The 14,867-nt window shown below is 41.5% G+C and carries 16 protein-coding genes; 6 read left to right on the top strand and 10 right to left on the bottom strand.

From position 1 onward, the window contains the following. Positions 1-24 precede the first annotated feature (24 nt). Complete coding sequence (locus QNH36_RS08300; protein ID WP_079508283.1) at positions 25-147, bottom strand: GapA-binding peptide SR1P; 123 nt, start codon at positions 145-147, stop codon at positions 25-27. A 314-nt stretch (positions 148-461) separates the two neighbouring features. Then, on the bottom strand, positions 462-761 hold the full coding sequence (locus tag QNH36_RS08295) for a DUF3055 domain-containing protein (protein ID WP_251542180.1): 300 nt from the start codon (positions 759-761) through the stop codon (positions 462-464). 157 nt (positions 762-918) lie between these two features. Between QNH36_RS08295 and QNH36_RS08290 the strand changes: the two genes are divergently transcribed. Then, positions 919-1,353 (top strand): DUF1885 family protein, encoded by a 435-nt coding sequence (locus QNH36_RS08290; protein WP_144474731.1) that lies wholly within the window; start codon positions 919-921, stop codon positions 1,351-1,353. A gap of 28 nt (positions 1,354-1,381) precedes the next feature. Here the strand turns inward: QNH36_RS08290 and QNH36_RS08285 are convergent, their stop codons facing one another. Beyond that, entirely contained in the window at positions 1,382-2,254 is an 873-nt protein-coding gene (locus QNH36_RS08285; protein WP_251542182.1) for a polysaccharide deacetylase family protein, read from the bottom strand. A 526-nt stretch (positions 2,255-2,780) separates the two neighbouring features. On the opposite strand from QNH36_RS08285, the gene QNH36_RS08275 reads away from it, so the two are divergent. Further along, positions 2,781-3,158: a small peptidoglycan-associated lipoprotein gene (locus tag QNH36_RS08275; protein ID WP_251542186.1), complete on the top strand. Its 378-nt coding sequence runs from the start codon at positions 2,781-2,783 to the stop codon at positions 3,156-3,158. A gap of 42 nt (positions 3,159-3,200) precedes the next feature. Here the strand turns inward: QNH36_RS08275 and lpdA are convergent, their stop codons facing one another. The 5 genes from lpdA to QNH36_RS08250 form a co-directional block, all read right to left on the bottom strand. After that, positions 3,201-4,610 carry a dihydrolipoyl dehydrogenase gene (gene lpdA / locus QNH36_RS08270; RefSeq protein WP_144474730.1) on the bottom strand — a complete coding sequence of 470 codons (1,410 nt, stop codon included), beginning with the start codon at positions 4,608-4,610 and terminating at the stop codon, positions 3,201-3,203. A 3-nt stretch (positions 4,611-4,613) separates the two neighbouring features. Beyond that, positions 4,614-5,972, bottom strand: a complete 1,359-nt coding sequence (locus QNH36_RS08265) for a dihydrolipoamide acetyltransferase family protein (protein WP_144474729.1) — start codon at positions 5,970-5,972, stop codon at positions 4,614-4,616. A gap of 42 nt (positions 5,973-6,014) precedes the next feature. Beyond that, the gene (locus tag QNH36_RS08260) at positions 6,015-6,992 is read right to left on the bottom strand and encodes an alpha-ketoacid dehydrogenase subunit beta (RefSeq protein ID WP_144474728.1); all 978 of its coding nucleotides are present in this window, start codon (positions 6,990-6,992) and stop codon (positions 6,015-6,017) included. A gap of 3 nt (positions 6,993-6,995) precedes the next feature. After that, positions 6,996-8,111, bottom strand: a complete 1,116-nt coding sequence (gene pdhA / locus QNH36_RS08255) for a pyruvate dehydrogenase (acetyl-transferring) E1 component subunit alpha (protein ID WP_144474727.1) — start codon at positions 8,109-8,111, stop codon at positions 6,996-6,998. 606 nt (positions 8,112-8,717) lie between these two features. Continuing rightward, a complete protein-coding gene (locus QNH36_RS08250) occupies positions 8,718-9,395 on the bottom strand; it encodes a YkyA family protein (protein WP_251542188.1) in 678 nt (225 codons plus the stop codon). Positions 9,396-9,637: 242 nt separating this feature from the next. Between QNH36_RS08250 and QNH36_RS08245 the strand changes: the two genes are divergently transcribed. Then, positions 9,638-9,766: a YjcZ family sporulation protein gene (locus tag QNH36_RS08245; protein ID WP_144474725.1), complete on the top strand. Its 129-nt coding sequence runs from the start codon at positions 9,638-9,640 to the stop codon at positions 9,764-9,766. A gap of 116 nt (positions 9,767-9,882) precedes the next feature. Beyond that, positions 9,883-10,437 carry a peptide deformylase gene (gene def / locus QNH36_RS08240; protein WP_144474724.1) on the top strand — a complete coding sequence of 185 codons (555 nt, stop codon included), beginning with the start codon at positions 9,883-9,885 and terminating at the stop codon, positions 10,435-10,437. Positions 10,438-10,505: 68 nt separating this feature from the next. On the opposite strand, the gene QNH36_RS08235 is transcribed toward def, so the two are convergent. Then, the gene (locus QNH36_RS08235) at positions 10,506-11,276 is read right to left on the bottom strand and encodes a Cof-type HAD-IIB family hydrolase (RefSeq protein ID WP_144474723.1); all 771 of its coding nucleotides are present in this window, start codon (positions 11,274-11,276) and stop codon (positions 10,506-10,508) included. Positions 11,277-11,906: 630 nt separating this feature from the next. Between QNH36_RS08235 and QNH36_RS08230 the strand changes: the two genes are divergently transcribed. Then, entirely contained in the window at positions 11,907-12,119 is a 213-nt protein-coding gene (locus tag QNH36_RS08230; RefSeq protein WP_144474722.1) for a DNA-dependent RNA polymerase subunit epsilon, read from the top strand. 3 nt (positions 12,120-12,122) lie between these two features. After that, positions 12,123-13,790, top strand: coding sequence for a ribonuclease J1 (gene rnjA, locus QNH36_RS08225; RefSeq protein ID WP_144474721.1), 1,668 nt, complete (start codon positions 12,123-12,125; stop codon positions 13,788-13,790). A gap of 120 nt (positions 13,791-13,910) precedes the next feature. On the opposite strand, the gene QNH36_RS08220 is transcribed toward rnjA, so the two are convergent. Next, the gene (locus QNH36_RS08220; protein WP_283905036.1) at positions 13,911-14,864 is read right to left on the bottom strand and encodes a DUF4349 domain-containing protein; all 954 of its coding nucleotides are present in this window, start codon (positions 14,862-14,864) and stop codon (positions 13,911-13,913) included. Positions 14,865-14,867 lie beyond the last annotated feature (3 nt).

Below are 14,867 nucleotides of genomic sequence, written 5' to 3'. Positions count from 1 at the left end.
GTGCGCATGCCCTTTTGTCTATTCTTATCTTTCCTCTGCACCTTCATGGTCGCAGCAATTGCATTTTTTTGAATATAACACCGTTACTTTCTCATCTTCGAAATGGTCAATTGTAGAATTGCAAGTTTGACAAACGATTGTGCCCATCTTTTCAAACCCCTTTTCATTTTGAATTGTGAAAGCGCTTTAACATCTTCTGCTTATATAATAATATAACACTATTAAGATTTCAAGCCTAAATTGTATAACACTTTTATTTTTTTAAAGGCAATTTATGTAATACTCAAACACATTATATGTTTTAACTTCTATTAGTATGACACTTTTGACTTCAAGCAATTACAAAGGCTTATAATTACCGAGACAGGAACGTTAGCATGAAGGAAATATGAAAAGGTCAATCTAAAAAAGTTTCCCAAAAATTAAAACAGACCTGCAGCAGGCCTGTTCTCTTCATAATCTTATTCATATTGAGTCTGGAATGGGGCTGTTGGCAATTCTTCGTTAAAAAACAGCGCAAGGTCCTCAGCCTGCCGGACTTCTGTAATATGGAATGCTTTCTGTAAAAATTCTATGTCTTCTATGTCCTTTGGGTCGAGGAGTGCTGAACGTCCTGTCTGCATGCAGACTACAAGCGGTTTTCCGAAAAACATATTGGTATACACGATCCCAAAGTCATAACGGGTGTCATACGTGGTGAACCCCACAAACCTGACATGAACCTTTTCGTGCTCGTCATAAAGCTTTTCGAATAGTTCCATAAGCCTCCTCCTTAAAATTAAATATTTAGAATATTATTATAATTCTATTTTGACAAAAAGGCAAGTGCAAGTAAAGCTAAAAAGCTTTTATTCTATTGGCACACTTTTTCAGGAGTGATAAAATGGGAAGGAATAGATAGGAAAAGGGGATTGGACGATGTCTAGTAATGCTTATATAAAACTTGTTCCATCATCATCTCAGCAAGCCATTTCCACCGAAGAACTTAAAGATTTATTTAATTATTACAAAGAAATCACCTCAAAGACAGGCGACCAGGTAGCCTGGAATTATGAAAACTCGGCGTTTCCATATGAATTGAAGGAAAAAGAAGATGGTAAAGGTACATGGTTTTACCTGCAATCATCCCAGGACCGTTACAATGCAATTTTGATTGGTATCGACAAAGAAAGCGTTGTCAATGAGGACGGCTCTGAGCGCGAACAATCATACATACAAATCACCCTTCCTCCCACTGCAACTGCTGGCGATAAGGGAAAAGCAAACGAATTCAGCAAATTCATCGGGAAAAAATTGCAGGGCGAACTGCATTTATTCAATGGGAGAATCATGTACTTCTACCCTCGCAAATAATAACCTCCCTCTAAAAACGAAACGGCTGCTAATGAGCAGCCGTTTCGCTATTTGCTGGCGTTTCTATTTGTGAAGGATCTACAATTTTATAACCTTTATCTTGCAGTCCCTTCACGATATCCCTCAATGCCTCGCTTGTCCATTTCCTGTCATGCATGAGCAAATTGGCACCATTCCTCAAAAATGGAGTATTTATCATGATATCAGCCAGGGCGTCCTTGGATTGATAGTCTTGCTCCCAATCGTAACCATAAGTCCAGTTCATGACCAGCATCTTTTCGTCAGCAGCTAGCTGTTTGCTGAAATCTGTATTCATCCCAAATGGCGCCCTGAAAAAATGCGGCCTTTCGCCTATCAGTTCTTCCACTCGATCGTTAAGATCCACAATTTCTTTTCTTTGTTGTTCCATCGATAAATCCTTCAATGATTTGTGGTTATATGTATGATTGCCAATCACAAAACCCATCTTGTGAATCTCCTTCAACACTTCCCCTTCTTCTGGAGTATCAAGAAAATGCCCATTCACAAAAAAGATCGCATTAACATTTAACGCCTTCAATGTTTTCGCCATCTCAAGAGCATTTTTATCCGGCGCATCATCGATCGTCAGCAAAACAATTTTTTCATCGGGATTTTCAATATTTTCAATCGAAAAATCAGTTTTCATTCGATACTGTGGTGTGCTTTGTTCCACTTCCACACTCTCTTGAACATCTTCTGACGTTTCTTCTACCTGCTCTTCATTTTTATTTTCCGTTGTTTTCTCAGCTGCTTTTTCTTCCTTATCGACTTTTTCATTCTTCACTTCATCTGTCTCTTTTGGTTTTTGAGCATCCTCAGCCGCACTGCAGCCAGCTAGCAATAACGAAGCAGTGAGCATATATGATATTGTTCTATTCAACCCTTTCCCCTCCTGCTGTGTATCTTGCTGACAATGCTGATGAATTAATGGCGATTTTCCGGGATGGTTTCCCATATTATATAATGAGAGACATTGTTAAATGAAAAGACACATAAAGGGCAAGACTTAGAATGGTAATCAAAAATGTTTTCCTTGCCGATTTCATTATATAATTTCCGATTATTATTGCCAGATAAAAAAACACAATGAACATAATACCATTATAAATCGGATGATCGTGTTTGGATAGCCATTCCGTTAAGGTATATCCACTCCATATGAGTGATTGAAGCAGTAAAACAGTATACACCTTCAAACCCTCCACCACCATGTCTAGTTTATCTTTCCCGACCAGCAAACTGCTAAACATCTGATCTTTTTTACTAGTATATGTACTGGATGGAAGAATATTTTTCAATTATGTAACATTTCAATAACATTCCATTCTTTTGGAAATTGCTGTGATAGAATATGGACAACTAGTTATCCAGAGGAAACATAATCTAAAAAAGTGAGGCAAAGATAAATGAAAAGCTTATCTTTTGTTTTTGTCACTACGTTCCTTTTTCTGACGGCTTCATGCAATCCGGTCAACAATTCAGACAAACTGGTGCTGAATGAAGACATAAAACAGGTTGTCTTTTTTTCTGATGAAGAGAATTACAAGCAAGAATCATCCTACTATGATGCAATCATAGAGTTAAAGAAGGAATATCCCGCAGAATTTGATAACATTGTTGTCATTCCAGCTGCAAAGGCTAATCAATACCATGATCTTCTTAAAGAGAAAAAGTTCCCGGCCATCCTGATTGTCCACCGTGACCAGGTGCTCGCGAATGTAAATGGAAGTGCCACTAAAGAACAGATTATTGAGCCGATCTCTGCTGTTTTGAATCATGAATAAAAAAAATCCTTCCCAGAATGGAAAGGATTTTTTTATTTGATTTTATTTTATGATATGAATTGGATTTCCAAGCGCAACTTCTGCTGCTTCCATCGTAATTTCACCTAATGTTGGGTGAGCGTGGATGGTCATTGCCAGATCTTCAGCAGTCATTCCTGCTTCTATTGCCAGACCAAGTTCTGCAATCATATCAGAAGCATTAGGGCCTGCAATTTGCGCACCGATGACGATATCATCTTCCTTACGAGTGATCAGCTTCAGGAAGCCGTCAGTCTGATTAAGTGAAAGTGCACGGCCGTTTGCAGCAAATGGGAATTTCGCTGCTTTAATATCGATGCCCGCATCCTTTGCTTCTTTTTCAGAATAACCTACAGAAGCTAATTCTGGGTCAGAGAATACGACAGCAGGGATTGCCAGGTAATCGATTTCTGAAGGGTGTCCAGCGATTGCCTCAGCAGCAATCTTACCTTCGTAAGATGCCTTATGAGCCAGTGGCGGTCCTTCAACAATGTCGCCAATTGCGTAAATGTTGCTGACATTTGTGCGGCATTGCTTGTCGATTTTGATCACACCACGATCAGTCATTTCAATTCCTACTTGCTCAAGGCCAAGTTCGTCAGTGTTTGGCTTTCTGCCTACCATGACAAATACGTAGTCTGCTTCTACTTTTTGCTCTTCACCTTTTACTTCATAGGTTACAGTTACGCCAGTTTCACTTTCTTCAACACCCTTGGCAAGGGCCTTCGTAATCACTTCTGCGCCCTTTTTCTTAAGGTTCTTTTTCACAAGTGAAGACATTTGCTTTTCGAAACCATTCAAGATTTCGTCAGCACCTTCTAGGATTGTCACCTTCGTGCCGAAGCTTGCATATGCACCGCCAAGCTCTGTGCCGATATAGCCTCCGCCGATGACAACAATGCTCTCAGGAAGCTCCTGAAGATTCAATGCACCAGTAGAATCAAGCACACGCTTAGAGAATTTGAAAGCCGGGATCTCAATTGGGCGGGATCCAGTAGCAAGGATAGCGTTCTTGAAAGTATATGTCTGGGCTGAATTTTCATCCATCACACGAATTGTATTGGCATCCACGAAGTACGCTTCGCCTTTAACAATATCGATTTTATTGCCTTTTAACAATCCTTCAACGCCGCCAGTCAATTTCTTGACTACTCCTGTTTTGAACTCTTGTACTTTTGAAAAGTCAAGCGTAACGTTTTCTGCTTTAACGCCCATGTCTTCTGAGTGTTTTGCATTTTCGTATCTGTGACCAGCCGAAATCAAAGCTTTAGATGGAATACATCCGACGTTCAGGCAGACACCGCCAAGAACCGCCTTTTCTACGATTGTTACTTTTTGGCCCAGCTGGGCAGCGCGAATGGCTGCCACATATCCGCCAGGGCCGGCACCGATGACAAGAGTATCAGTTTCGATTGGAAAATCTCCTACTACCATTTATTACCCCTCCATTAACAATAGTTCTGGATCGTTCAACAGGCGCTTGATATGGTTCAATGCGTGCTGTGCAGTAGCTCCGTCAATCATACGGTGATCGAAGCTTAGAGATAGTGCAAGTACTGGAGCAGCAACGATCTCACCATCTTTTACTACAGGCTTTTCTGCGATGCGGCCAATTCCAAGGATTGCAACTTCCGGATGGTTGATAACCGGAGTGAACCATTGTCCGCCAGCAGAACCGATGTTTGTGATTGTGCAAGATGCACCTTTCATTTCATCTGGAGCCAATTTTCCGTCACGTGCTTTTCCTGCAAGTTCGTTGATCTCATTAGAGATTGAGAATACAGACTTACGGTCAGCATCTTTAACGACCGGAACTAGCAAGCCTTTGTCAGTATCAGCAGCAATACCGATATTGTAATAGTGCTTGTGAATGATTTCGCTTGTTGCATCATCTAATGATGTGTTCAATGCTGGGTATTCACGAAGTGCACTTGTTAAAGCTTTTACCACATAAGGAAGGAACGTAAGCTTAATTCCTTTTTCAGCAGCCACTTCTTTGAACTTCTTGCGGTGTGCAACAAGCTTTGTTACATCTACTTCGTCCATTAGTGTAACGTGTGGAGCTGTATGCTTAGAGTTAACCATTGCCTTTGCAATCGCTTTTCTGATGCCGCTCATCTTCTCACGAGTCTCAGGATATTGTCCCTCTGGGATAGCCTGAGCTGCTGCCTTAGGAGCTGCTGCTTCAGCTTCTGGCGCCTGTGCTTGGTCAGCCTTTGGTGCAGCTGCTGCTGGTGCTCCGCCGCTTAAGAAGCTGTCAACATCGTTTTTCTGGATGCGGCCATTTTTGCCTGATCCAGCAACCTGGCGAATATCAACGCCTTTTTCACGTGCATATTTACGAACAGATGGCATTGCTACGATGCGGCGGTTAGGATCAACTTCTGCCTGTGGTGCAGCTGCTGCGCCCGCACCGGTTTCGCCTGCAGGAGCAGGGGCTTCTGTTGCTTCTTTTTCAATTTTTTGCCCAGCCTCCATAGTAGATTGAACCTGTGCTTCTGTTTTCTCAGCCGGAGCATCTTCTTCTTCTTCACCTTTGAACTTAAGGTCTTCATACCCTGGAGCATCAAATGTTACGAGAACCTGTCCAACTGTTGCAACAGTTCCTTCTTCAACTAAAACTTCTTCGACTGTACCAGCGACAGGGGAAGGAATTTCTACTACTGCTTTATCATTTTGTACTTCGCAAAGTACATCGTCTTCCTGAACTTTATCGCCAGGTTTTACGAACCATTTGACGATTTCACCTTCGTGAATACCTTCGCCGATATCTGGCAGCTTAAATTTGAATGCCAATGGAATTCACCCTCCTATGTTTTATCGATCGTGTTTGCTTTTTTAGAATTCAAGTACTTTCTTAGCTGTTTCGATTACATCCTTATAGTTAGGCAGCCATACTGTTTCTGCCTGAGAGAATGGGAATACTGTATCAGGTGCAGCCACTCTTAAGACTGGAGCTTCAAGGCTAAGGATAGCGCGGTCATTGATTTCCGCAACAATTTGTCCAGCCATTCCAGCCTGTTTTTGTGCTTCCTGGACAACGATCGCTCTTCCTGTTTTTTCAACAGAAGCAATGATTGTTTCAATATCGAAAGGCATTACAGTCCTTAAGTCGATTACTTCTACAGAATGGCCTTCTTTTTCAAGTTCTTCTGCAGCTTTCAGTGATTCATGGACCATTGCACCATAAGTGATGATGGAAAGGTCTGTACCTTCACGCTTAACATCCGCTTTTCCAAGAGGGATTGTGTACTCTTCTTCAGGAACTTCCTGACGGAATGAGCGATAGAGCTTCATGTGCTCAAGGAAAATGACTGGATCATTATCGCGGATTGCTGAAATCAGCAAACCTTTTGCATCATATGGAGTTGAAGGAATAACAACCTTCAAACCAGGCTGTTGTGCAACCATTCCCTCCAGGCTGTCAGCGTGCATCTCTGGTGTATGTACGCCTCCGCCGAATGGTGAACGGATGGTAACTGGTGAGCTGTAGCGTCCGCCTGAACGGTAACGCATACGAGCCATTTGACCAGCGATTGAATCCATTACTTCGAACACGAATCCGAAGAACTGGATTTCCGGGACAGGACGGTACCCCTGCAAAGCAAGACCGATTGCCAGTCCGCCAATACCGGATTCTGCAAGCGGCGTATCAAATACGCGATCTTCCCCAAACTCTTTTTGCAGGCCTTCTGTCGCACGGAATACACCGCCGTTTACGCCAACGTCTTCCCCGAATACAAGGACGTTGGGATCATTTTTCAGTTCTACGCGAAGAGCGTCTGTAATTGCTTGAATCATTGTCATTTGAGCCATGGCTTACTTCGACTCCTTCTCTTTGTATATTTCATATTGTTCTTTTAAGTGGTCTGGCATTTCTTCATACATGATCTCCATCAAGTCTGTGACTTTCTGCTTAGGAGTATCATCCGCTTCTTTGATAGCGTTTTTGATTTCTTCTTTTGCTCTTTCGATTGTTTCGTTTTCCATCTCTTCAGTCCAAAGATTCTTCTTCTCGAGGAACTTACGGAAACGAACTAATGGATCCTTCTTTTCCCATTCATTATCCAAATCCGATGTACGGTAACGAGTTGGGTCATCACCAGCCATTGTATGAGGACCATACCGGTAAGTCATTGTTTCAATCAATGTTGGTCCTTCTCCGTTTACTGCGCGCTGACGTGCTTCAAGAGTTACAGCATAAACCGCAAGCGGGTCCATTCCATCTACCTGGATACCAGGAATACCTGCAGCTACAGCTTTTTGAGCAATTGTCTGTGCAGCAGTCTGCTTTTCTACAGGAGTAGAAATCGCGAATCGGTTATTTTGTACGAAGAAAATTGCCGGCGCTTTATATGCCCCCGCAAAGTTGATTCCTTCGTAGAAGTCACCTTGGGAAGAACCGCCATCGCCTGTGTAAGTCACAGCGACTGCTTGAGCTCCGCGTTTTTTCATTCCCAGCGCCACACCTGCAGCCTGGATATATTGAGCACCAATGATGATTTGTGGTGAAATGACATTTACACCTTCAGGGATCTGATTGCCCTTGAAGTGTCCGCGAGAGAACAAGAATGCCTGTGTAAGCGGAAGACCATGCCAAATCATTTGTGGTACATCACGGTATCCTGGAAGAATAAAGTCTTCTTTTTCAAGTGCGAATTGGGATGCAAGCTGGGAAGCTTCCTGCCCTGCTGTAGGAGCGTAGAAACCAAGACGTCCCTGGCGGTTCAATGAAATTGAACGCTGGTCCAAAATCCTTGTGTAAACCATACGCTTCATCAATTCTTGTAATTGCTCGTCCGAAAGTTCAGGCATTGCCGCTTCATTAACGACTTCACCCTCTTCATTTAAAATCTGGAACATTTCAAATTGGCTTTCGATCTTTTCGAGCTGCTTCTTTGCATCAAGAGTGTTGTTTTTCGTTTTAGATGCCATCAGAGCCACCTCTTCCTTTCTAACTCATAAATTTTATTAAATATACAAAAATAGGTTACCCAATATCAGGATTAATTTCCCCGGGTTCTCAAAATACATCTTGAGCTGATTGATCGTCTTATTTATGGCAGAACACAGGAAACTCAAGCATCTTTGGCTGAAGCCGCATGTGGACACACCATTCTATAGTTTTCCACAGATGCACAATAAAAAAACTTATATTTCCCCATTCCAGCATCCTGAATCCTGTATTAGTAAAATTCATAAACAGAGTAATACAATTCGCTCATTCGTTTTTTAGTTTACATCACGAAAATAACTCCGTCAAATACTATGTTTTATCTTTTTTAATTTTAATCATCATCGTTATGTTATTATCCTAAAAAAGCAACTGTATTACTATTCGATTAATACTGTACTATAATAAATTACTTTTAATTCAAACTGTATTAATGTTAAACACTAGACTTTTAACAAAAATGAGCACATTAGGTGTCGGCCGCGGTTTGGCGTGGCCAGTTGGGGTTGGGATGGGCTTTTATGGATAATTGTTTTTAAAAGCCACAAAAAAACCGCTTTTGAGTTAAAGCGGCTTTAGATCTATTCCTATTCTTCCTTTTCCGGGCTTACTTCTATTCCGGCTTTTTTATAAAAAGCCAGTTTTTCTTTATTATACTGGTCCGTTTTATCATTGAATTCCTGGTTATCCTTCAGTACTGTCTCATATATCTCATTTACTTTATTGATTTGCTCTTCCAGGTTATCAAAGCTTAACTCCTTATCCTTCAGCATTTCATAAAGTTTTTTGTCATATTGGAGACCTTGTTTATAATTTTTGTACAGGTCATCATGTATTTCATATCGTTCATTCATCGTGGCCTTCAATTCATTTGCCTGCTTCTTTAGGCCGGAATCCTCGATCTCTTCAATAATTTGGTCGATGTTTTTGAATTCTTTTCGTGATTCGTCAATACTTTCTTTTTCTTTATCTATATGTTCAGCTCGTTTGTCGGCGTTAGCCAAAGCCTCATCAGCCAGCTTTACAATTTGGTCATATTCCTTCATGCCAAGCGAAATGATCTTTTCATATATTTCCTTTTCCTTCTTTTCCAGCTCTACAAGTGGATCCTGCTGATCCTCAAATGTTTTTTCAATTGAAACAACTTTTTCAAGCTCCTCGAACATCTTTTCCTCAGGTGATTGCTTGTCCAAACACCCAGCCAGACTAAAAACTCCAGCCATCATGATAATAGCTAAACTTATTTTTTTGAATATGGACAACATAATAACCTCCTCATAGATACCAATTTTACTATAGCGATTGCGGCGAGATTTGACAATAGAAATGAAATTCTGCAGTTTTTTATCCATAATCGAAGTGGAAAAGCTTGTCCTTTCCCTAAATATATTCAACCATAATGCTCTTTATGCTTTGGGCTTGAGCCTATACCATCTAATTTCTTTTGCATAGGCTATAGCAATCGACCCGAATTGCGGGCGAATCATACAAAAGAGGAGGTTTCCATATGTACGGATACGGATATGGATGTGGTGGATATCCTGTTGCGGGAGTAGGTTATCGCGGCGGCTTCGCTTTGATTGTCGTGTTGTTTATCCTTTTGATCATCGTTGGATGCGCCTGCTGGAGATTTTAATTGTGAAGAGTAAAGGGAGAAGGGATTTATGTCCCTCTCTCTTTTCATGTTTTCTAGTTAACTTTTCGTAATACATTTGTTAGACTTAACATTATTACATACTAGAGGTGAAATATATGTTGACGATGGATGATATCGTCCGTGATGGACATCCTGCGCTCCGAAAAGTTGCGGAAGAAGTTCCCATGCCTCCTTCACAGGAAGATAAAGAAATACTCCAAAACCTGATTGAATACGTGATAAACAGCCAGGACCCTGAGATCGCACAAAAACATGGACTGCGACCGGGAATTGGTCTTGCGGCTCCGCAGATAAATGTGACAAAAAGAATGATTGCTGTTCATTTGACGGATGAGAAAGATAACTTGGTCAGCTATGCCCTTTTCAATCCAAAAGTCATCAGCCATTCAGTTGAACGATCCTATCTGGCAGCTGGTGAGGGCTGTCTCTCAGTAGATGAGGCAATCCCCGGATATGTGCCAAGATATGCAAGGATTACCGTAAAAGGAATCGACCTTGAAGGAAACGAAGTGAAGATTCGTCTCAAGGGCCTTCCTGCTATTGTATTCCAGCATGAAATCGACCACCTGAACGGAATCATGTTTTACGACCATATCAATAAGCACGATCCATTTGCCGATGTCCCGGATGCTGTCCGGGTAGAACGGTAAAAGCCGAATCTGATTAGATTCGGCTTTTTTTTGTGGAGCATTTTTCGAATTGATTGCTGATTATTATTCTAGATCAAATTCAACTTTTTCAAACCATGCCATATGCCATCATCATCAACATCACGGGTCACCATATTCGCCAGTTCTTTTAGTTGTGGCACAGCATTGCCCATCGCGACACCCGTTCCCACAGCCTCCAGCATTTCAAGGTCATTTAGTCCATCGCCGAATGCATAGACGTCCTCCGGATTGAAACCTAACCGTTCGATCATCTTCTTAATGCCTTCTGCCTTGGAACCACCTGCAGGAAGGACATCAACTGAATAAGGATGCCATCTGATTAAAGTAAATTCCGGGTAATTCTCCCGGTAATACTCCTCCTTACCTTCTTCACAAAAAAGAAGTGTTTGGAACAAATCCCTGTCAACATAAAATCGGTCATCATGCTCCGGATGGGCAAATTTCAAGCCTCCCAGGCTCGTTTCGATAAATTGGTGGTGCTTAACGGATGACTTCATCGTCTGATGATTCATAAATACGACCGGGTGTCCCTGGTCTGCAGCCTCTCTATAAAGCTCCTCTATTTTTTGGTTGTTCAAAGGGTTTTTATAAATTGGTTCCCCTTCAAACACCACGTATTGTCCATTGAAACTTACAAAAGAATCGATATCGAGCTCTTTTCTAAGATTTTCAAACATGAACGGAGCCCTTCCAGTAGCGATTGCTACGAATACTCCATTTCCCTTCAGCTTTTCAATTGCTTCCTTGGCGGAGGCAGGCAGATTTTTATCATGGTCCAATAGTGTACCATCAATATCAAAAAATACGATTTTGCTCATGATATTCTCCTTCGATGCTCTTTCTTATTGAAAGTATTTTCCCAACCATTTAGTTTTATTAAGTAATTCCGACAGTCTACCAAATAGCACAGTACCTGTACAGAAAAACGCAGTTTAAAAATGTGTCAAATGAATGACAATTTATGCCATTCCATCAATATCCATGAAAAAATTTGCTATTTCATCATATAATATAAACAAAAAGATAGGAATTTGAAAAATAATCTTTGCTAAACTTTTCCTTGTTTACTTTACATTGGACAAGGATAGTTTAAAATAAGAATTAAGGAGATGATCCACTATGTTAAAGAAGCTCAGAAAGAAGCTTTTGAAACAGTGGAAAGATTTGCTTCGTAAAAAAACAATCGCTTAACTTTTTGAGCCCTTCAAACTTGCGAAGGGCTCCTTCCTTATTGTAAATTGGTTAATAGCGGAAAACACGCACGGTTGATAATAACAATGGTAACATTGTCATTCTATATAGGGCTGAGATTGAATTGATTTCAAAGCCATCAAACATTCCGGCATTGCATATGCTGCAACTTGAGCTGGAATTGTCAGCGAGTGAAATCAGTTCCATTAAGGGGCATCTGTAAAATAGAAAAGTTCATTTAAGGAGAGAGATTTATAATGATTTTTAAAGTTTACTTCCAGGAATCCAACAAGCAAGTACCAGTTCGTGAAAAGACACAGACTATTTATGTTGAAGCTGACTCTGAAAGAGAAGTACGGACAAAAATTGTTGACCGCCAGTATAACATCGAATATGTAGAGGCAGTTGAGGGTAATTATTTGGAGTATGAAAAGCAAAAAGAAGACTTTGAAGTATTGGAGATCGAATAATTTATGAAATTCGTAAAAAATGACCAAACAGCTGTTTTCGCGCTCGGAGGATTAGGCGAAATCGGCAAGAACACGTATGGCGTGCAGTTTCAGGATGAAATCATTTTGATTGATGCAGGCATTAAATTCCCAGAAGATGAATTGCTAGGAATTGATTATGTGATTCCTGACTATTCCTTTCTTGTAAAAAACGAGGACAAAATCAAAGGCCTGTTCATTACTCACGGACACGAAGACCACATCGGCGGCATCCCTTATTTGCTTCGTGAAATCAATGTCCCGATTTATGGAGGCAAACTGGCACTCGGCCTGATTAAAAACAAGCTTGAAGAACATGGTCTGCTGCGAAAGGCCAAGCTGATTGAAATCAAGGAAGATGATATCATCAAATTCCGCAAGACATCTGTCACGTTCTTCAGGACGACACACAGTATTCCCGATTCATATGGGATCGTTGTAAAAACACCTCCAGGACAAATTGTACACACCGGTGATTTTAAATTTGACTTTACCCCGGTTGGTGAGCCGGCCAACATTACAAAAATGGCTGAAATCGGCAAGGAAGGCGTCCTATGCTTGCTATCTGATAGTACAAATGCTGAGGTGCCAAATTTCACAATGTCTGAACGCCGTGTAGGTGAGAGCATTCAGGATATTTTCCGGAAGGTGGACGGACGGGTCATATTCGCTACTTTTGCGTCGAACATACATAGATTGCAGCAAGTTACTGAGGCTGCAGTCGCAAATGGCAGAAAAGTTGCCGTGTTCGGCCGAAGCATGGAATCAGCAATCACGATTGGACAAGAACTTGGCTATATCACAGCTCCAAAGGATACATTCATTGATGCTCAGCAAATCAACAGGTTGCCTGCCAACCAGGTCACGATTCTTTGTACCGGAAGCCAGGGCGAGCCAATGGCCGCTTTATCACGTATTGCAAACGGTACCCACCGTCAAATCCAGATTCAGCCTGGCGATACAGTCGTATTCTCGTCATCTCCAATCCCCGGGAATACCATCAGCGTCAACAGGACCATCAATATGCTGTCCCGCGCTGGTGCTGATGTCATCCATGGACCATTGAATGATATCCATACTTCTGGCCATGGCGGCCAGGAAGAACAAAAATTGATGTTGCGACTGATTAAGCCGAAATACTTTATGCCGATTCATGGTGAATTCCGCATGCAAAAGATGCATAGCAAGCTTGCTGCCGACTGCGGAGTGCCTGAAGAAAATTGTTTCATTATGGACAATGGTGAAGTTCTTGCTATTGGCGACAATGAGGTCGGTGTAGCAGGAAAGATTCCTTCTGGCAATGTTTATATTGACGGAAGCGGAGTTGGCGACATCGGCAATATCGTTCTTCGCGACCGACGTATTCTATCAGAAGAAGGTCTTGTCGTTGTGGTGGTAAGCATCAATATGAAGGAATTCAAGATTGCCGCTGGCCCTGACCTGATTTCACGCGGATTTGTCTATATGAGAGAATCCGGGGATCTGATTAATGATGCACAAAGCTTGATTAATAAGCACTTGAATAAAGTGATGGAAAGAAAAACTACTCAGTGGTCTGAAATTAAAAATGAAATCACTGATACACTTGCACCTTTCTTATACGAAAAGACAAAACGCCGCCCGATGATCCTGCCGATCATAATGGAGGTATAGTAAAAAACCGTTGCGACCACCGCAACGGTTTTTTTATATATAATTCAGCTGCATCCACGAAAAAAGCCCGGAGAAAAGTATATGTTCGTTTGTAAGGAATCACAGCATAGTCAGCTTCTGTTACCTATTAGAGTCCATATTATTATTTTGGCCTGGTTTATTCTTCTTCCGTACAAAATAAATGATTGCTGCAACAATCGTTCCAACAATCAGGATAATGGGAAGATTGCCCACCAAAAATACGATGATTCCTGACCCGGCAGCAAGCAGAATATTAATGTTATCTGCAAACTGCTTCTGTATTTTCTGCCAGGTGTTAAGATTTTCATTATCGATTTTCGGGACAGCTACAAGAGTTTCCTGTAAAGAGATTGTTACCGTCGAGTATGCAGTCTGATTTTCGAGGAATTTCTTCCTTCCTGCGATCTGTTCGATTTCTTCCTGGACATCGGCCAAATCTGATGAAATCTTCAACAGGTCCTCAGTTTTCTGGGAATCTTTCATGAATTCAAGCAGCCTGGCTTCTACTGCTTTTTTCGATTTCAAGCGTGATTCCAGGTCAACATATTCCTCTGTAACATCCTGACCGCTCACGCGCCGATTATTGACCTGAACAGAAAGTCCCTGTGCATCATTCAAAAAGTCGTGGAAATGCTCCTGTGGAATCCTGAACGTCATCATGCCGCTTTGCTGTTCATCATCATAACGGTTAGAATCAGATTGAACAATATATCCATTGTAGCTTCGTGCCTTCTCTTCGAGTGAATTACGCGCATTTTCAAAGTTTTTCACAGTAATATCCATTTCAGCATTGAATATGACCATCCGCTGGGCAACAGTGTTCTTTTCTGATACACCGTCTTGATTCTCTGTTTCGGATTTATTCCCGGCAGCACGGTCCTGTTCTCCTTTTGCTGAAAAGCTGACCCTGTCCTCGCTGACATTTTCCGTTTCGGCAGACTTAGCGTCTTCCGCATTGTTCATTTCACTTTTTTCACTGGAAGATTCTCCCCCACTGCAGCCAGCTAGCAAAAATAATAACGAAATAAACATAAGCAAGTTTCTTTTCAACAATGG

This window comes from Mesobacillus sp. AQ2 (genome assembly GCF_030122805.1).
GTDB classification, from domain to species: Bacteria; Bacillota; Bacilli; order Bacillales; family Cytobacillaceae; genus Mesobacillus; species Mesobacillus oceanisediminis_A.
Note: the sequence above shows the minus strand (reverse complement) of the source record. Positions and strands in the feature narration are given on the sequence as shown.